The sequence below is a fragment of the Erythrobacter donghaensis genome (assembly GCF_002155425.1).
Lineage (GTDB): Bacteria > Pseudomonadota > Alphaproteobacteria > Sphingomonadales > Sphingomonadaceae > Erythrobacter > Erythrobacter donghaensis.
The window spans coordinates 391,412-408,696 of record NZ_MUYG01000009.1; the positions used below are offsets into that span (position 1 = coordinate 391,412).

Below are 17,285 nucleotides of genomic sequence, written 5' to 3' on the forward strand. Positions count from 1 at the left end.
GCTGCCATGCCTGAGGATCGCTGAGAAAAGCGTTAATTGCGGTGCTTAATTCTTTCAGGTTCGCTCCCCGATCGGCAGGCTGGCAGCGCGCGGCGGGCTTGCAACTTGGCGGCAGGCGCTGCATTCTGGCCAGCACCAGCCACGTTAACCGATTGCCGTTCAAGGCAACCAGCAAGATGGCCGCGCAAAGGGGATTCCATGGCACGCAGCGAAGTGAAGCTTGAAAACGAAGCCGCCCAGTCGACCAACGCATTGGGCCCGCTGATCGGGGTGGCGCGCGAGGACTTCGTCAGCGCGGTCGCCCTGCTGCTGCGCGAGACCGCGTCAGACCCGTCGCGCTTTATCCGCCACTCCACCGCGATGGCGCAGGACATGGTCAAGATCATGACCGGCAAGAGCGAACTCGCCCCCGATCCCAAGGACAAGCGGTTCATGGATCCGGCGTGGCAATACAACCCCTTCTTCCGCGCCGGGGCGCAATATTACCTCGCCGTGCAGAAGGGCATGAAAAACTGGCTGGAGGAGCTTGAGCTTGACGAGCTGGAGCGCAACCGCGCGAATTTCATCGCGAATATCATTCTCGATGGGCTCGCCCCCACTAACTCGCTGGTCGGCAACCCGACCGCGCAGAAGCAGATCATCAATTCGGGCGGCCTCAGCCTCATCAAGGGTCTCCAGAACGCCTATAACGACCTCGTCCACAACAAGGGCATGGTCAGCCAGGTCGACAAGCGGCCCTTCAAGCTGGGCGAGAATATCGCGACCTCGAAGGGCGCGGTGGTCTACCGCGACGAGATCATGGAGCTGTTGCAATATGCGCCCACCACCGACGAGGTCTACGAGATCCCGCAGCTGACCATCCCGCCGCAGATCAACAAGATGTACATCAACGATCTGTCGCCGGACAAATCGGTGATCAAGTGGCAGGTCGACAACGGGGTGCAGACCTTTGTCATCTCTTGGCGCAATCCTTCGAAGGATCAGGGCCACTGGGGCATGGCCGATTACATTGCCGCCTGCGAAAAGGCGCTGGAGGTGGTCTCCTCGATCACGGGATCGAAAAAGGTTAACGTTTCGGCCGGGTGTTCGGGCGGGCAGACCGCGTCGGTGCTGGCATCGAAACTGGCGGCGACGAACAACCCGATCCTCGGCACGCTGACGCTGATGGTCTGCGTGCTCCACCCCAAGCCGACTGATATCGAAGCCGGATCGCTGGTGAGCGAGAACGGGATGCAGCTCGCCCGCCAGCGCGCGATGAAGCAGGGCGTGATCAAGGCCGACGATCTGGCCCGCGGCTTTGCCTGGCTGCGGCCGAATGACCTGATCTGGAACTACGTCATCAACAACTACCTGCTCGGGCAGGACCCGCCGGCCTTCGACGTGCTGTTCTGGAACGCCGACGCGACCAACCTGTCCTCCAGCCTGATGGGCGACTTCCTGACGCTGTTCGAAACCCTCGCCTTCACCAAGAAGGGCGAGGTCGAAATGGCCGGGCACAAGGTCGATCTCAGCAAGGTGACCGCCGATCTCTTCATCCTCGGCGGGGTGACCGATCACATCACCCCATGGAAGGCGACCTATCGTTCGACCCAGCTGTTCGGATCGAAGGACGTGACTTACGTCCTCTCGCAGAGCGGCCACATGCAGGCGATCCTCAACCCGCCGGGCAACCCCAAGGCCAAGTATTTCGTGCAGGCCAAGCCCGGCAAGCTCCCCGCCACCGCCGACGAGTGGTTGCAGGGAACCGAAGAGGTCAAGGGCAGCTGGTGGCCGCTGTGGATGGAGTGGGTGCAGAAGCGCTCGGGCAAGAAGAAGCCCGCCCCCGCGACGCTGGGCAACGAGACCTATGCGGCCGGCGATGCTGCACCGGGACTCTACGTCGTCGAAGAAGTCTGATACAGCACACCTCGCGCCAAGGGCGTTCCGGCAGCGGAACGAAGGCGCAAAGTTTGTGGGCGCGCGCGCTAAGGGATCGGCGTGCGCGCCCAACCCGCCCTCCTTGCGGGGGCGAAGAAAGGACGTGAATAGGTGACCAATCCCATGGACGACGCGGTCGTCTCGATGGAGCAAGTGGGCGGCCGGACGCTACGGACTGCTGCCTGGCGGCTCGATATGCCTTCCGACCATCTGCCGGTTCTTTTCTTCAACGGCATCGGCGCCAATATCGAGGCTGTGGCCCCGCTGGCGGCAGCCATGCCCGAACGCGGCTTTATCATGTTCGACATGCCGGGAACGGGCGAATCACCCGATCCGCTGATCCCCTACAACCCCTTCACCATGAGCTGGACCGCCGCACAGCTGCTCGACCGTTTCGGGCTCGATGAGGTCGACGTGATGGGCGTGTCGTGGGGCGGCGCGATGGCGCAGCACTTCGCGCTCCAGCATCCGGGCCGCACCCGGCGGCTGACGCTGATCGCGACCACACCTGGAATGCTGATGGTGCCGGGCAACCCCGCCGCCTTCACCAAGATGGCCAACCCGCGCCGCTATATCGACCCCGAATTCATGAACGAACACTTCGCCACCCTATACGGCGGGGTCGACAAGGATGGGGCCGCGCACCAGAAGGATAGCCATATCGGACGGCTGAAGCCCCCCTCTCCGCGCGGCTACATGTATCAGCTGATGTGCATGCTGGGCTGGACGAGCCTGCCCGCCCTGCCCTTCATGACCAAGGAAACCCTGATCATGATGGGCGAGGACGATCAGATCGTGCCCGTCATCAACGGCAAGATCCTGAAGGCGATGATCCCCAATTCGCGGCTTCAGACTTTCGCGGGCGGGGGGCACCTGTTCCTGCTGACCCATGCTGACGAAAGCGTGGCCGCGATCCGCGGCTTCCTCAACGCGCCCGATACGGAAAAGGAAGCGCGGCGGATGGCGAGCGCGGCGGCCTAACTCAGGCCGCGCTCAGGGCGCGGGCGGCGCGATCAGGCCAAGCGCCTGCATCAGCACCGCCTGCCCCAGCATCACCGCCAGCCAGTGCAGCGCCGCCGAGGCCGTCTGGCGCGCGGGCAAGCCATAGGCCATGAAGGTCACCCACAGAACCGGCACGACGAAGCCGATCCAGATCACCACCGCACTGCCCGCCGCCATCACCCACGGGCTCGCCTGCGCCGGGGCGAGAATCAGCGCTCCGGCAAGGATCGCGGCCAGCCAGAACTCGGCCAGCGCCGCTCCAGCCAGCACCGCCCAGCCCGGCCGGTGAATGCCCGAACCGCGCAGCCAGACCATGCCGATGGCAAGCCCCAGCAAAGTCGCCGCCGCGATCGGCACGATGTTGATGACAATGTAGATCATGCGCGCTCCCTCAGTGTGGCAACGCGCAGGCCGGCTCGAAGTGCCGAAGGATGCCGCACAGGCCCCTTGCGAGGCCCGTGCCGCCCTCAGCGCGGGAGTTCGGAGACCCCCATCAGCGCTTCGTCCACCGCGCGCGCGGCCTGCCGGCCTTCGCGGATCGCCCAGACCACCAGGCTCTGCCCGCGCCGCATGTCGCCGCAGGCGAAGACGTTTGGCTCGCTGGTGGCATAGCGTTCGGTATCCGCCGCGACATTGCCGCGCGGGTCCAGCGTCACGCCCGCCTGTTCGAGCAGCCCGGCCTTTCTCGGCCCGACAAAGCCCATTGCCAGCAGAATCAGATCGGCGGGGATGGTAAACTCGCTGCCCGCGATTTCCTGCATCTGGCGGTCGACCCACTCGACGCGCACGCATTCGAGCCCGGTGACCTTCTCGCCATCGCCGATCACCCGCTTGGCCAGCACCGCCCAGTCGCGCTCGACGCCTTCCTGGTGGCTTGACGAAGTGCGCAGCTTCATCGGCCAGTCGGGCCAGGTCAGCGCCTTGTCTTCCTTTTCGGGCGGCTTGGGCATGATTTCGAGCTGGGTAACGCTTTTCGCGCCCTGCCGGTTCGAGGTGCCGACACAGTCGCTGCCCGTGTCCCCGCCGCCGAGCACCACCACATGCTTGCCGGTCGCGGTGAGGCTGCCGCGCGGGGCGGCGCGCAGTTCGTCGTCACCCGCGACACGCTTGTTCTGCTGGGTCAGGAACTCCATCGCGAGCCGCACGCCAGGCATCTCCGCGCCCGGGATCGACAGCTGGCGCGCGTCTTCCGCGCCGCCCGCCAGAACCACCGCGTCGAAGTTTTCCTGCAAGGACTTGAAGGAGATATCGACGCCCACCTCCTTCGAGGTTTTGAAGGTTACGCCTTCCGCTTCCATCTGTTGCGCGCGGCGGTTGATGAGGTGCTTTTCCATCTTGAAGTCGGGGATGCCGTAACGCAGCAACCCGCCGACGCGGTCGCTCTTCTCGAACACCGTCACCGAATGCCCCGCGCGCGCCAGCTGCTGCGCGCAGGCCATGCCCGCCGGGCCTGAGCCGACCACTGCAACCGACTTGCCGGTCTTCTTCGCGGGCACCTGCGGATGGATCCAGCCTTCCTTCCACCCGCGATCGACGATGGCGCATTCGATCGACTTGATCGTCACCGGCTGGTCGATGATGTTGAGGGTGCACGCCGCCTCGCAGGGCGCGGGGCAGATACGGCCGGTGAATTCGGGGAAGTTGTTGGTGCTGTGAAGCATCGCCAGCGCGCGCTTCCAGTCCGCTTCGTACACGAGATGGTTCCAGTCCGGGATCAGGTTGTTCACCGGACAGCCGTTGTGGCAGTAGGGAATCCCGCAATTCATGCAGCGCGAAGCCTGTCCGGCCAGCGTCGCATCATCCGGCTGGATGATGAATTCGCGGTAATTCTTCAGCCGCTCCTTGGGATCGAGATAATCCCGCTCGCGGCGGTCCAGCTCGAGAAATCCGGTTTCCTTGCCCACGAGGTCAAATCTCCGATTTGGCCGAAGCCCCCGCGCATGCGGGGGTCCAGCTGACTTTGTTGTTGCACGCTGCCGGGCCGGCAGCAGGATCCCCGCATTCGCGGGGATGACGAAATTGGCAAATCATTCCGCCGCGACGCTTTCGGCCTCGTGGCGTTCCGCTTCGAGCTTCTTCAAGGCCGCCGCATAGTCGCGCGGCATTACCTTGACGAAGCGCCCAAGCGCCGCGTCCCAGTCTGCCAGCAGCTCACCCGCCAGTTTGCTGCCGGTGTGAAGCTGATGGCGCTCGACCAGGATGCGCAGCCGCTCGGCATCGTGGCGCAGCATGTCACCCATGCCGAAGTCGTTGACGCTGCGCGGGCGCTGGGCCGGACGACCTGTACCCTCATCCGCGTCCGGCGTGGCCGAAATCGGCAGCAGATCGACCTGCGCGTGGTTGACGAGGACTGTGAATTGCCCTTCGGCATCATAGACATAGGCGACCCCGCCGCTCATGCCTGCTGCGAAGTTGCGCCCGGTCTTGCCGAGCACCACCACCACGCCGCCGGTCATGTATTCGCAGCCGTGATCCCCGGTGCCTTCGACCACCGCGATCGCGCCGGAATTGCGGACCGCGAAACGCTCGCCCGCCACGCCGTTGAAATAGGCCTCACCCGCAATCGCGCCATACATCACCGTGTTGCCGACGATGATGTTGTCCTGCGCCGCGCGCGGGGCTTCGGCAGGCTGACGCACGATGATGCGACCGCCCGAAAGGCCCTTGCCGACATAGTCGTTGGCATCGCCGACCAGATCAAGCGTCACCCCGTGGGCGAGCCACGCGCCAAAGCTCTGCCCGGCCACACCCGTCAGGTTGATGCGGATCGTATCGGTTGGCAGGCCTTCGTGCCCATGGGCCTTGGCGATCTCGCCCGAGAGCATCGCGCCGACCGTGCGATTGACGTTGCGCACCTCGTATTCGAGCTGCACCGGCTGCGTCGTGTCGATGGCGGTGCGGCAATCGGCGATCAGCCGGTTGTCGAGCGCGCCTTCGAGCCCGTGATCCTGCACCCCGCGCTGGCGCAGCGAGGCGCCTTCCTTGATCGGCACCTGATGGAGGATGCGGCCAAGATCGATCCCGCGCGCCTTCCAGTGGCGTTCCATCCGGCGCGTGTCGAGCCGGTCGACCCTGCCGACCATCTCGGCAACCGTGCGGAAGCCCAGCTCGGCCATGATCTGGCGCAGTTCCTCGGCGACGAAGAACATGTAGTTGACCACGTGCTCGGGCTGGCCGGTGAAGCGCGCGCGCAGCACCGGGTCCTGCGTGGCGACGCCGACAGGGCAGGTGTTGAGGTGGCACTTGCGCATCATGATGCACCCGGCCGCGATCAGCGGGGCGGTGGCAAAGCCGAACTCGTCCGCGCCGAGCAGCGCTCCGATGGCAACGTCTCGGCCCGTCCGCAGCCCGCCGTCGACCTGCACCGCGATGCGTTCGCGCAGATCGTTGAGCAGCAGCGTCTGCTGGGTTTCGGCCAGACCGATCTCCCACGGGCTGCCCGCGTGCGTCAGCGAGGTCAGCGGCGAAGCGCCCGTCCCGCCGTCATAGCCCGCGATGGTCACATGGTCCGCGCGCGCTTTCGAGACGCCCGCTGCGACCGTGCCGACGCCCACTTCGGACACAAGCTTGACCGAAATCCGCGCGACCGGATTCACGTTCTTGAGATCGTGGATCAACTGCGCGAGGTCTTCGATCGAATAGATGTCGTGATGCGGTGGGGGCGAAATCAGGCCCACGCCGGGCGTCGAGTGACGCACCGCGCCGATGCGCTTGTCGACCTTGTGGCCGGGCAGCTGCCCGCCCTCGCCCGGCTTTGCGCCCTGCGCCATCTTGATCTGGATGTCGTCCGAATTGACGAGATATTCGGTCGTCACCCCGAACCGCCCGGAGGCGACCTGCTTGATCCGGCTGCGCATCGAATCGCCATTGGCGAGCGGCTTGAAACGGAACGGCTCCTCCCCGCCCTCGCCCGTGTTCGAGCGCCCGCCGATGCGGTTCATCGCGATCGCCATGGTCGAGTGCGCTTCGTGGCTGATCGAGCCGAGGCTCATCGCGCCGGTCGAGAAACGCTTCACGATTTCGGCAGCGGGCTCGACTTCCTCGAGCGGGATCGGCGTGTCGGCCTTCTTGAATTCAAGCAATCCCCGGATCGTCAGCAACCGTTCCGACTGCTCGTTGATCGACTTGGCGAATTCCTCGTAATTCTTCGGGTCGTTCCCGCGCACCGCGTGCTGCAATTGCGCGACGTTTTGCGGCGTCCAGGCGTGCTCCTCACCGCGCAGGCGGTATTGGTAGATCCCGCCGACATCGAGCATCCCGTCATAGAGCGGGTTGTCGCCATAGGCCTGCCCGTGGCGGCGCAAAGCCTCCTCGGCGACTTCCGCGAGGCCGATGCCTTCGATGGTGGTGGCGGTGCCGGTGAAATACTTCTCGACGAAGGCGGAGGACAGCCCGACCGCGTCGAAGATCTGCGCGCCGCAATAGGACTGGTAAGTCGAAATGCCCATTTTGGACATGACCTTGCGGATGCCCTTGCCGATCGCCTTGATAAAGTTCTGCTGCACCTTGGTGGCGGGCAGATCGGGGTGACGCTTGGCGCGCAGGGCCTCCAGCGTCTCCAAAGCGAGATAGGGGTTGATCGCCTCCGCGCCGTAGCCCGCCAGCACGCAGAAGTGGTGCACTTCGCGCGCTTCGCCGGTTTCGACCACGAGCCCGGTCTGCATCCTGAGGCCCTGCCGCACCAGGTGATGATGCACCGCCGCAGTCGCGAGCAACGCGGGCATCGGCACGCGCGCGTCGTTGTGCCCACGGTCGCTGAGGACAAGGATGTTGTGATCCTGCAGCACTGCCTCGGTCGCGGCCCAGCACATTTCTTTCAGGGCCATTTCAAGGCCTTCAACGCCAGTGCTCGCATCCCATGTCATGTCGATGGTGGCGCAGCGGAAAGCGCCGTCGAGCGCTTCTTGGACCGAACGGATCTTGGCGAGATCCTCGTTCGTCAGGATCGGCTGATCGACTTCGAGCCGCTTGTGCGTCCCCGCATCGCGGCCCAGCAGGTTGGGGCGCGGGCCGATCATGCTGGTGAGGCTCATCACAAGTTCCTCGCGGATCGGATCGATCGGCGGGTTGGTGACCTGCGCGAAGTTCTGCTTGAAGTAATCGTAAAGCAGCCGCGCGCGGTTGCTCAGCACCGCGATCGGCGTGTCGGTGCCCATCGACCCGATCGGATCGTCGCCGTCCACCGCCATCGGCTCGAGGAAGCGGCCGATATCCTCCTGCGTGTAGCCGAAGGCCTGCTGGCGCTGGAGCAGCGTTCCCTCTTCCGCCGGAATCGCCGCCAATTCGGGCACGATATCGGTGATGTCTTCGAGCTTGTACTGCGCCTGATGCAGCCACTCGGCATAGGGCTCGGCATTGGCGAGATCGGCCTTGAGCTCGTCATCCTCGATGATGCGCCCCTGTTCGAGGTCGATCAGCAGCATCTTGCCGGGCTGGAGCCGCCACTTGCGCACGATGTCTTCCTCGCGGAAGGGCAACACGCCGCTTTCCGAAGCGAGGCAGACGATATCGTCCTTGGTGACGCAGAAGCGCGCAGGGCGCAGCCCGTTGCGGTCGAGCGTCGCGCCAATCTGGCGGCCATCGGTGAAGCACACCGAGGCCGGGCCGTCCCAAGGCTCCATAAGCGCGGCGTGATATTCGTAGAAGGCGCGCCGTTCGGGGCTCATCAGCGCATTGCCGGCCCAGGCTTCGGGGATCAGCATCATCATGGCGTGGGCGAGCGAGTATCCGCCCGCGATCAGCAGTTCCAATGCGTTATCGAGGCAGGCCGTGTCCGATTGCCCGTGCGGGATGATCGGCCACATCTTGTCGAGATCGGGGCCGAGCAGCTCGCTTTCCATCGTGCGGCGGCGCGCGTTCATCCAGTTGACGTTGCCGCGCACGGTGTTGATCTCGCCATTGTGGGCGATGAAACGGAACGGGTGCGCGAGCCGCCAGCTGGGGAAGGTGTTGGTCGAGAAGCGCTGGTGGACGAGGCCCAATGCCGACACGCAATCGGGATCGCGCAGGTCGTCGTAGAAGCTGCCCACCTGCGTCGCCAGCAGCAGCCCCTTGTAGACGATGGTGCGGGTCGAGAAGCTGGGCAGATAGGTCTCGGTCACGCCGGGAAGCCCGTGCTTTTCAGCAAGGCTCGCGAGCGGGTTCTGCACCTGCTTGCGGATCGTTAAAAGCTTGCGCTCGAAGGCGTCCTGCGAGGCGCAATTGGCCCCGCGCGCGATCACCGCCATCTCGATCACCGGCATCGAGGCGATTACTGCTGCACCGAGGCCCTCCATCGTGGTCGGCACGGCCCGCCACCCGATGAAGCGCTGGCCTTCCTTGGCGGTGAAGGCCTCCATGCGACTCTTCACGAAGTCGCGCGCCGCCGCGTCCTGCGGCAGGAAGCACATGGCAATGCCGTACTCGCCCGGCTGCGGGAGATCATGGCCTTCGGCCACGGCCCAGCGGCGGATCAGCGGATCGGGAATCTGGATCAGAATCCCCGCGCCGTCGCCCAGCAGCGGGTCCGCACCCACCGCGCCGCGATGGTCGAGCTTTTCGAGAATCTCCAGCGCCTGCGCAATGATCGCGTGGCTTTTCTCTCCCTTGATATGCGCAACCATGCCGACGCCACAGGCGTCATGTTCGTTGGCGGGGTCATACAGACCCTGGGAGGAGGGATATCCCATGGCAAAAGTCCGATCTGTCAGATGCCGACAGGCGCGAACCCGTAGTCGCATGATCGCTCATGCGCAGGAACACGCCTCTTGGCAGGTCACGCGGAGCGGCTGTGCCATGTGAAGGTCAGCGCCGGCCCCGTTTTCGGGCCCCTCATGCCGGCAGGAAGCGGATTTGGCAAGGGTCTCGCGCGAAGTAATATTTCTCGCAGACCTATTCAAACTATTCTTAGATTGCGCGCGATGCACCCTCTGGCGGGATCGGTTGCAGCTTTTGCGTGTCCCGCGCGGATCAGGCTGCCCCGCGCCGGGGCTGAAGCTGGGCGAGCGCGGCGTGGAGCGGATCGCCCTCACCCTCATGTGCCGTAGCGTCGCGCACCGGCCCGCTGATCGCGGCGAGCGCCTTCAAGGCCTCGGCCAGCGCAGCCTCGCGTGCGGCCAGATCGGCGGCCGACAGCGAACGGGCGGGCGGCGTGGTGCGGTGCTCGTGCAGCGCCCCGGCGAAGCGCTCGACCATCTGTGGCAGGCTCAGCTCGCTGGCCGGGACCGAACGCAGGCGGGAGAGCGCGGCGGTGCCGGGATCGGGCGGCGAGGCGACCGCGCGCAGCGCAGCGACTTGCGGCACAGGGCGCGGCGCGGGCGCGGCAGGCTCGGCCACGGACGGTTGCGGCTCGGGCTGGGAGACGGCGACCGGCGCTTCCGGTGCCTGCACCTGTTCCTCGACCCACACCGCGTTGCGGCCCGGCAATTCGGCAAATTCGGACAAATCGAGTTCGCGCAACACAGCGGCGGCGAGCGATTGCGGCGCGGGTTCTTCGACATCCGCATCGCGCCACGCGGGCGTGGCAAAGGGCATGGTCTCGATCGGCTCGTCGAGGCTGCGGCTGCCGAGATCGCGCACCGGATCGATCGGCCGCATCTCGCGCGCGGCGCGGCGGACGATCGAAGGCTCCCCCGCGCGGCGCCGGGCGGCAGCGCCCAGGCCTGCGGCGATCATGAACAGCGCGCCGCCGATCAGCAAACCGACAAAACCGGCCAGCACCGGCTGCACCGGAAGACCCAGATTGCCGATCATCAGCCTGCGCGTCGCCGCCTCCACCATGGATGCAGGCAGCACGACCACTACCAGCACGCCCAGCGCCAGGCCCCACAGGCCCAGCAGCGGCGCAAAGGCCCGGTTAGCGACCAGCGCGCTCTTGTTGCCCTTGCGCGACTTGCGCGACGTGCGCTGCTGCGATCGACCCTGCTGCTGACGCGGTTTCATGCGTTTCTCATCCTGCCGTCGCGGCCCTGCGCCCCGCAGCGCCGCTCTCTCCCCCGGCTAGCAAGAGATGGTAAACAGAGAGATAACCGCGCGCATTCATCGCCCAGTCGTGACGGGTGCGAACATGGGTCTGCGCCCGGTCTTTCATCGCCTCCCACCCCGCGCGCGCATCCAGCAGACCGGCGAGCGCGGCGGCGCAGGCGGCGGGATCATCGGGGGCGAAGAGAGTGCCTGTCACGCAGTCCTCGATCAGTTCGCGGTGTCCGCCGACGCCGGAGGCCGCCACCAGCTTGCGCTGGGCCATGGCTTCCAATGGCTTCAATGGCGTGACCAGATCGGTGAGGCGCTGGCTCTTGCGCGGATAGGCCAGCACATCGACCAGCGAATAATAGCGTTCGACTTCGGTGTGCGGCACCCGCCCGGTGAAGATCACGGCCTCGGGCTCGGGCAGCGCGGCGGCCGCGGCGCGCCAGGCCTCCGCCATCGGCCCGGCCCCCACCAGCAGCAGCCGGGCCTCGGGATGAGACTGGCGCAGGATCGGCATCGCCGCGATCAAATCGTCGACGCCCTCATAGGCATAGAAGCTGCCGATATAGCCGATCACCGGATCGCCCTGGGCAATGCCAAGCTGCGCTGCCAGGCCCTCGTCGCGCGCCACCGGCTCGCCGAACAGATCGAGATCGACCCCGTTGCGCATGACATGGATGCGGGTCTCGGGAATGCCGCGCTGTGCAAGATCCTGTTTCAGCCCGTCACAGATGGTGAACAAGGCGTCGGCTGATCGCGCCACCCGCGTTTCCAGTGCGCGGGTCAGACGGTATTTCAGGTTGCCCTCGGTTCCGGTCAGATTGCCGACCGCCGCATCTTCCCAGAAGGCGCGGATTTCATAGACGAAGGGAACGCCGAGCGCCCGCGCGGCGCGCTGCGCGGCGGCTCCGCACAAGGCGGGTGAATGGGCATGAATGATGTCGGGCCGCCATTCCTCGGCCAGAGCGAGGATCGTCGCGGTCAGCGCTTCGACCTCGTCCATCTCGCGAAAGCCGGGCAGGCCTGCGGGGGTGCCGGGCGTGCGGTGAAAGGTCAGCCCATCGGCCTCCTCGCACACCGGCCCGCCGGGCGCCTCGTGATTGTGTCGCTGGCCGGTGATCCCGCGCACTTCCAGCCCGTGCCCCTCCTGCGCCTTGAGGATCGCGCGGGTGCGGAAGGTGTAGCCCGAATGGAGCGGCAGCGAATGGTCGAGAACGTGCAGGACGCGGGTCATGACGCGTCTACTATCGCAGGCGTGCTTAACGCGCCGTCAACTGCATCGGCGTAAGGCTCGCGCATGAATACGGCCCGGAGCCCCTTGCGATGATCGATCATGTCGCCCTGGCGATCGGCCATGCCCTGCTGGCGGTGGCGATGCTGCGCCTGGTGCTGCGCGCCGGGCTGGACGATGATCCACTGATCGGCGAAATCGAATCCGAGGCCGCCGACCGCCGCAAGCGCACCAGCAGCGCCGGACGCAGCGCCGCGCGCCGCGCACAGGGTGCGGGCGATCAGGAAGGCGAGCAGCGTCCCGATGCTTGATCTCGTCTTCCTCGCCTTCATCGGATATGTGTTGGTGCTGGGCCTCAAGCGCCCGTTCCTGTGGGTGCTGCTCTATGTCTATATCGACATTCTTGCCCCGCAGCGGATCGGCTACACCATCATCACCACCCTGCCGCTGTCGCTGATCGCCTTTGCGGCGGCCTTTGGAGGCTGGCTGGCGCTCGACCGTAAGACCGGGGCGCGCTTCACGCTCAGACAGGGCCTGATGCTGGCGCTGCTGATCTATTGCTGGTGGAGCACCGGCCATGCCGATTTCCCCGAAGACGCGCTGACCAAATGGGACTGGGTGTGGAAGGCGCTGCTGTTCGCGATCTTCCTCCCCCTCACCCTCACCACCCGTGCGCGGATCGAGGGGCTAGCGCTGGTGCTGCTGCTTTCGGTCGCGACCATCGTGATCGGCACGGGGATGAAGACCGTGCTGGGCGGTGGAGGCTACCAGAACCTCAAGTTCTTCGTGAACGACAATAGCGGGATCTATGAAAGCTCCACCCTTGCCACGGTGGCGATCGGGCTGGTGCCGTTGCTGTGGTGGTTCGTGAAGCATGGCACGATCTACCGCCCGCACTGGATGGTGACGGGCTTTGCGGTGGCGCTGACCTTCGCCTGCTTCCTCGTCCCCATCGGCACCGAAGCGCGCACCGGCCTGCTGTGCATCGCGGCCTTGGGCGTGCTGATGCTGCGCTACACCCAGCGGCGGATCCTGTTCATCGCGGGCGCGGGCGTGCTCGGGCTTGTCGCCCTGCCCTTCCTGCCGCAGTCGTATTACGACCGGATGGCGACCATCGCTCAGCCCGACGGCGACGAAAGCGCCTCCACCCGTGTGGCGGTGTGGGAATGGACGCTCGATTACGTCGCCGAAAAGCCCATGGGCGGCGGGTTCGATGCCTATCGCGGCAATCGCTTCGAATATTCCATGCCGGTGCGCACCGTGGACGGCAACACCACCAGCATCGAATACAAGGAAGTGGTCGATCAGGGCCGCGCCTATCACTCCTCGATCTTCGAGATGCTGGGCGAACAGGGCTGGCCGGGTTTGATGATGTGGCTGGCGCTGCATCTGCTCGGCCTGTGGCAGATGGAGCGACTCCAGCGGCGCTGGCGAAGGGCGGAAGAGGAGGCCGAGCGCTGGATCGCGCCGCTCGCCGCCGCGCTACAAATGGGCGCGGTGATCTATCTGGTCGGGGCGACGTTCCAGGGGATCGCCTATCAGCCGGTGATGCTGATGCTGGTGGGCCTGCAGATCGGGCTTCACACCTATTGCCGCCGGATCGATTCGGCGCGCGCGGCGCTGGCCCGCTCCGCCCCGCGCCGTTCGCCCTCCCCCACGCCGCTCCCCGGTGCCGTAGCGGCACATTAGAGAGCGTTGCGCTCCCCCCTGTGTTGCGCCATGAAGCCCCCGCAAACGCAGCGCGGCGGGCACGCGATCCCGTCGGCGAACGGCAAGGAGGAAGCCTCATGAATCCGCAGGAATTGGCCGCCAAGGTCGGCGAAGTGATCGGCACCAGCGAATGGGCCGAAATGAGCCAGGAACGCATCAACCAGTTCGCCGAGGCGACGGGTGACCACCAGTTCATCCACGTCAACGAAGAGATGGCCAAGATGACCCCCTTCGGCGGGACGATTGCCCACGGCTTCCTGACGCTGTCGATGATCCCCTATCTGGGTGCCCAAGGCGGCGCGCCGCGCATCGACGGGGTGAAGATGGGCGTCAACTACGGCGGCAACAAGACCCGCTTCATCGCCCCCGTGCGCGCCGGCAAGCGCATCCGCGGCCACTGGAAGCTCACCGAGATGATCGAGAAGCGCCCCGGCCAGTGGCAGCAGACCTGCGAGATCACCATCGAGATCGAAGGCGAGGAAAAGCCCGCGCTGATCTGCGAGTGGATCACGCAATACTTCGTGTGAGGTTCACTTCACTCTAGATCGTCATCCCGGCGCAGGCCGGGACCCAGAGCGACAAAGCTCCGCCCTGACCGTCTCTGGGTCCCGGCCTTCGCCGGGATGACGGCAGAGAGCAAAACACAAAGGATACTTTCATCATGGCACGTGACGCCGTAATCGTTTCCACCGCCCGCACCCCCATCGGCCGCGCCTATAAGGGCGCCTTCAACGCCACCCCCGGCGCCACCCTCGGCGCGCTGAGCCTTGCCCCCGCGATCGAACGCGCCGGTATCGAAGCCGGCACGATCGACGATGTGGTGTGGGGCGCCGTCCTCACTCAGGGCACGCAGGCCGGCAATATCGCCCGCCAGGTCGCGCTGCGCGCCGGTTGCCCGGTGACCGTCAGCGGCCAGACCATCGACCGCCAGTGCTCCTCGGGCCTGATGGCGATTTCGACCGCAGCCAAGCAGATCATCGTCGACAACATGGACATCGTCGTCGGCGGTGGTCAGGATTCGATCTCGATGGTGCAGACCCCCGAGATGCGCGTCTCGCCCGACCGTTCGCTGATCGCGATGCACAAGGACGTGTACATGCCGATGCTCGGCACCGCCGAGACGGTCGCCAAGCGCTATAACATCAGCCGCGAAGCGCAGGACGAATATGCCTACCAGTCGCAGATGCGCACTGCTGCCGCGCAGCAGGCCGGCAAGTTCGATGACGAGATCGTCGAAGTCACCACTACCATGAACGTGGTCGACAAGGAGACCAAGGAAGTCTCGCAGCGCGAAATCACGCTGTCGAAGGACGAAGGCAACCGCCCCGAAACCACGCTCGAAGGTCTCCAGAGCCTCAACCCCGTGATGGGCCCGGGCATGAACATCACTGCGGGCAATGCCTCGCAGCTGTCGGACGGTTCCTCGGCCAGCGTGCTGATGGAAGCCAAGCTTGCCGAACAGAAGGGCCTCCAGCCCCTCGGCCGCTATGTCGGCATGGCGGTCGCAGGCACCGAGCCTGACGAAATGGGCATTGGGCCTGTGTTTGCGATCCCCAAGCTGCTGAAGCAGACCGGTCTCAAGATGGACGACATCGGCCTTTGGGAGCTGAACGAAGCCTTCGCGGTGCAGGTGCTCTATTGCCGCGATCAGCTCGGCATCCCCAACGATATCCTCAACGTCAATGGCGGCTCGATCTCGATCGGCCACCCCTACGGCATGACCGGCGCCCGCTGCACCGGCCACGCGCTGATCGAAGGCAAGCGCCGCGGCGCCAAGTACGTCGTCGTCACCATGTGCGTTGGTGGCGGAATGGGGGCGGCTGGTCTCTTCGAAGTCTTCTAAAACGGAACATTCTTTCCGCGTCGGGGCTTGTTTCTCCTGTTCACAAATACAGGAGACGAACATGGCTACCGACGCGGAAATCCGCAGCAAGTTCTGGAAATCGCTCAAGAGCGACATGACGATGTTCCTCGGCATGGCCGGGGGCGAGGATGGCCACGCCCGTCCGATGACCGCCCAGCTTGAGGACGATCTTTACGAAGACGGTGAGTACAAGGGCCCGGTGTGGTTCTTCACCTCGACCGACAACGGGCTTTACCAGCTGGTGCAGCAGGCCGAACTGGCGGGGAAGACCCCGCGCGCGATGGCGCATTTTGCCTCCAAGGGTCACGACATCTGGGCGAGCGTCCACGGCAACCTTTCGACCACCCGCGACCGCGCGACCATCGACCGGCTCTGGAACCGCTTCGTCGCGGCCTGGTATGACGGCAAGGACGACCCCAAGATCGCGCTGATCCGCCTTGACCCGCAGAATGCCGAAGTCTGGATCGACGCATCCTCGGTGGTCGCGGGCATCAAGATGCTGCTCGGGATCGATCCCAAGGAAGATTACAAGGACAAGGTTGCCCAAGTGCAGCTTTGATCCTGACGGCATGACGTCATGACGGCGGCGCGGGAGGCGACTCCCGCGCCGCTTTGCATTGTGTTCCCGAAGGGCAGCAGCCTTGCCCGCCAGCGCGTAACGGCGTGAGGGGTTTCGTAATCCCCCTGTGCGAAACTCCGGTGCCGTGACCAAGGACAACACCTCCACACCTGCCGTGCCCCCGCGTTTCTTCGCGCAATTGCTGCTGCCCTTTGCCATTCCCGCCCTTCTGACCCTCGCGCTCGTCCTTACCGTCGGCGAGGGCTCGCCGCGCAATACCGCCCCCGGCTCCGGGCTCAAGGCGGCAGGGTTCGGCGCGGCGATGCTGACATGCCTTGCGGTCTGGCTGCTCGCCACGGGAGGGATCGCCGACCCGCGCGCGCGCAAACTGGCGGCGATCATGTGCGGTATGGTCGGCCTGATGGGCTGGCCCGTCTGGAGCATGGGCGTGCTGCCCAGCGTGAACGGGATGCGCCTCGGTCCGGCAGAGACGATCCGCATGACGCTCGAGCGAACGGAATTCACCGTCGCGCAGCGCAGCAGCACCCGCAATCACTGGGCGTGGCTCCGCCCCGATACGCCGGATTCCCGCGCAGCGGCAGGACGCTACTTCATTCCCGAGGCAACCTATCGGCAGTGGAATGGCGAGCAGCCCCGCAGCGTTACCGTGACGACAGCTCCGGGCCTTCTCGGTGCGCAGGTGGTAACGGGGTATGGACTGCCCGCGGATCAGACGCGCTAGCGTCTGCCTCTCACCCCACAACGACCCCGCGCCAGAAAGCGATGCGGTCCTTGATCTCGGACGCAGCGCTTTTCGGATCGGAGTAATACCAAGCGGCGTCGGTATTGGTTTTGCCGTCCACCGTGATGCTGTGATAATGCGCGGTGCCCTTCCACGGGCACACCGTGGTGGTGGCGCTGTCACTCAGCACCGCCGGATCGACCGCCTCGCGCGGGAAGTAGTGGTTGCCTTCGACCACCACGGTCGCGTCGCTCTCGGCGATAACGGCGCCGTTCCATGTTGCCTTGACCATGCTTCCTGCTCCTCCAGCGAT

14 protein-coding genes are annotated in these 17,285 nt (G+C 65.4%); 8 read left to right on the top strand and 6 right to left on the bottom strand.

The window, feature by feature from the left end; all coding sequences use genetic code 11:
- Nucleotides 1-198: 198 nt before the first annotated feature.
- Together BZF59_RS08145 and BZF59_RS08150 are read left to right on the top strand one after the other, a co-directional pair.
- The gene (locus BZF59_RS08145; protein WP_086607747.1) at nucleotides 199-1,896 is read left to right on the top strand and encodes a PHA/PHB synthase family protein; all 1,698 of its coding nucleotides are present in this window, start codon (nucleotides 199-201) and stop codon (nucleotides 1,894-1,896) included.
- 132 nt (nucleotides 1,897-2,028) lie between these two features.
- Entirely contained in the window at nucleotides 2,029-2,898 is an 870-nt protein-coding gene (locus BZF59_RS08150; RefSeq protein WP_245806074.1) for an alpha/beta fold hydrolase, read from the top strand.
- Between the two features lie 12 nt (nucleotides 2,899-2,910).
- On the opposite strand, the gene BZF59_RS08155 is transcribed toward BZF59_RS08150, so the two are convergent.
- The 5 genes from BZF59_RS08155 to BZF59_RS08175 all read right to left on the bottom strand — a co-directional run bounded on the left by BZF59_RS08155 (nucleotide 2,911) and on the right by BZF59_RS08175 (nucleotide 12,100).
- On the bottom strand, nucleotides 2,911-3,300 hold the full coding sequence (locus BZF59_RS08155) for a hypothetical protein (protein ID WP_086607748.1): 390 nt from the start codon (nucleotides 3,298-3,300) through the stop codon (nucleotides 2,911-2,913).
- A gap of 86 nt (nucleotides 3,301-3,386) precedes the next feature.
- On the bottom strand, nucleotides 3,387-4,823 hold the full coding sequence (locus BZF59_RS08160) for a glutamate synthase subunit beta (RefSeq protein ID WP_086607749.1): 1,437 nt from the start codon (nucleotides 4,821-4,823) through the stop codon (nucleotides 3,387-3,389).
- A 123-nt stretch (nucleotides 4,824-4,946) separates the two neighbouring features.
- Nucleotides 4,947-9,587: a glutamate synthase large subunit gene (gene gltB / locus BZF59_RS08165; protein ID WP_086607750.1), complete on the bottom strand. Its 4,641-nt coding sequence runs from the start codon at nucleotides 9,585-9,587 to the stop codon at nucleotides 4,947-4,949.
- Nucleotides 9,588-9,867: 280 nt separating this feature from the next.
- Nucleotides 9,868-10,839 carry a hypothetical protein gene (locus tag BZF59_RS08170; RefSeq protein ID WP_086607751.1) on the bottom strand — a complete coding sequence of 324 codons (972 nt, stop codon included), beginning with the start codon at nucleotides 10,837-10,839 and terminating at the stop codon, nucleotides 9,868-9,870.
- A 7-nt stretch (nucleotides 10,840-10,846) separates the two neighbouring features.
- Nucleotides 10,847-12,100 carry a TIGR04063 family PEP-CTERM/XrtA system glycosyltransferase gene (locus BZF59_RS08175; RefSeq protein WP_086607752.1) on the bottom strand — a complete coding sequence of 418 codons (1,254 nt, stop codon included), beginning with the start codon at nucleotides 12,098-12,100 and terminating at the stop codon, nucleotides 10,847-10,849.
- Between the two features lie 89 nt (nucleotides 12,101-12,189).
- Between BZF59_RS08175 and BZF59_RS08180 the strand changes: the two genes are divergently transcribed.
- From BZF59_RS08180 to BZF59_RS08205, 6 genes are all read left to right on the top strand, one after another.
- Complete coding sequence (locus tag BZF59_RS08180; RefSeq protein ID WP_086607753.1) at nucleotides 12,190-12,408, top strand: hypothetical protein; 219 nt, start codon at nucleotides 12,190-12,192, stop codon at nucleotides 12,406-12,408.
- A complete protein-coding gene (locus BZF59_RS08185; RefSeq protein ID WP_086607754.1) occupies nucleotides 12,401-13,786 on the top strand; it encodes a DUF5935 domain-containing protein in 1,386 nt (461 codons plus the stop codon). Before BZF59_RS08180 ends, BZF59_RS08185 begins: the two co-directional genes overlap by 8 nt.
- A gap of 98 nt (nucleotides 13,787-13,884) precedes the next feature.
- Nucleotides 13,885-14,334, top strand: coding sequence for a MaoC family dehydratase (locus BZF59_RS08190; RefSeq protein ID WP_086607755.1), 450 nt, complete (start codon nucleotides 13,885-13,887; stop codon nucleotides 14,332-14,334).
- A 134-nt stretch (nucleotides 14,335-14,468) separates the two neighbouring features.
- Nucleotides 14,469-15,650, top strand: a complete 1,182-nt coding sequence (locus BZF59_RS08195) for an acetyl-CoA C-acyltransferase (RefSeq protein ID WP_086607756.1) — start codon at nucleotides 14,469-14,471, stop codon at nucleotides 15,648-15,650.
- A 61-nt stretch (nucleotides 15,651-15,711) separates the two neighbouring features.
- Nucleotides 15,712-16,230: a pyridoxamine 5'-phosphate oxidase family protein gene (locus BZF59_RS08200; RefSeq protein WP_086607757.1), complete on the top strand. Its 519-nt coding sequence runs from the start codon at nucleotides 15,712-15,714 to the stop codon at nucleotides 16,228-16,230.
- Nucleotides 16,231-16,375: 145 nt separating this feature from the next.
- Entirely contained in the window at nucleotides 16,376-16,972 is a 597-nt protein-coding gene (locus BZF59_RS08205) for a hypothetical protein (protein ID WP_086607758.1), read from the top strand.
- 10 nt (nucleotides 16,973-16,982) lie between these two features.
- Here the strand turns inward: BZF59_RS08205 and BZF59_RS08210 are convergent, their stop codons facing one another.
- Nucleotides 16,983-17,264 carry a DUF427 domain-containing protein gene (locus BZF59_RS08210; RefSeq protein ID WP_086607759.1) on the bottom strand — a complete coding sequence of 94 codons (282 nt, stop codon included), beginning with the start codon at nucleotides 17,262-17,264 and terminating at the stop codon, nucleotides 16,983-16,985.
- Nucleotides 17,265-17,285 lie beyond the last annotated feature (21 nt).

What these genes read in the sequence shown, in the direction of transcription:
- BZF59_RS08145 (WP_086607747.1), top strand. Translation starts at nt 199, where the DNA reads ATGGCACGCAGCGAAGTGAAGCTTGAAAACGAAGCCGCCCAGTCGACC.
- BZF59_RS08155 (WP_086607748.1), bottom strand. Translation starts at nt 3,300, where the DNA reads ATGATCTACATTGTCATCAACATCGTGCCGATCGCGGCGGCGACTTTG.
- gltB (WP_086607750.1), bottom strand. Translation starts at nt 9,587, where the DNA reads ATGGGATATCCCTCCTCCCAGGGTCTGTATGACCCCGCCAACGAACAT.
- BZF59_RS08170 (WP_086607751.1), bottom strand. Translation starts at nt 10,839, where the DNA reads ATGAAACCGCGTCAGCAGCAGGGTCGATCGCAGCAGCGCACGTCGCGC.
- BZF59_RS08175 (WP_086607752.1), bottom strand. Translation starts at nt 12,100, where the DNA reads ATGACCCGCGTCCTGCACGTTCTCGACCATTCGCTGCCGCTCCATTCG.
- BZF59_RS08180 (WP_086607753.1), top strand. Translation starts at nt 12,190, where the DNA reads ATGATCGATCATGTCGCCCTGGCGATCGGCCATGCCCTGCTGGCGGTG.
- BZF59_RS08185 (WP_086607754.1), top strand. Translation starts at nt 12,401, where the DNA reads ATGCTTGATCTCGTCTTCCTCGCCTTCATCGGATATGTGTTGGTGCTG.
- BZF59_RS08190 (WP_086607755.1), top strand. Translation starts at nt 13,885, where the DNA reads ATGAATCCGCAGGAATTGGCCGCCAAGGTCGGCGAAGTGATCGGCACC.
- BZF59_RS08195 (WP_086607756.1), top strand. Translation starts at nt 14,469, where the DNA reads ATGGCACGTGACGCCGTAATCGTTTCCACCGCCCGCACCCCCATCGGC.
- BZF59_RS08200 (WP_086607757.1), top strand. Translation starts at nt 15,712, where the DNA reads ATGGCTACCGACGCGGAAATCCGCAGCAAGTTCTGGAAATCGCTCAAG.
- BZF59_RS08210 (WP_086607759.1), bottom strand. Translation starts at nt 17,264, where the DNA reads ATGGTCAAGGCAACATGGAACGGCGCCGTTATCGCCGAGAGCGACGCG.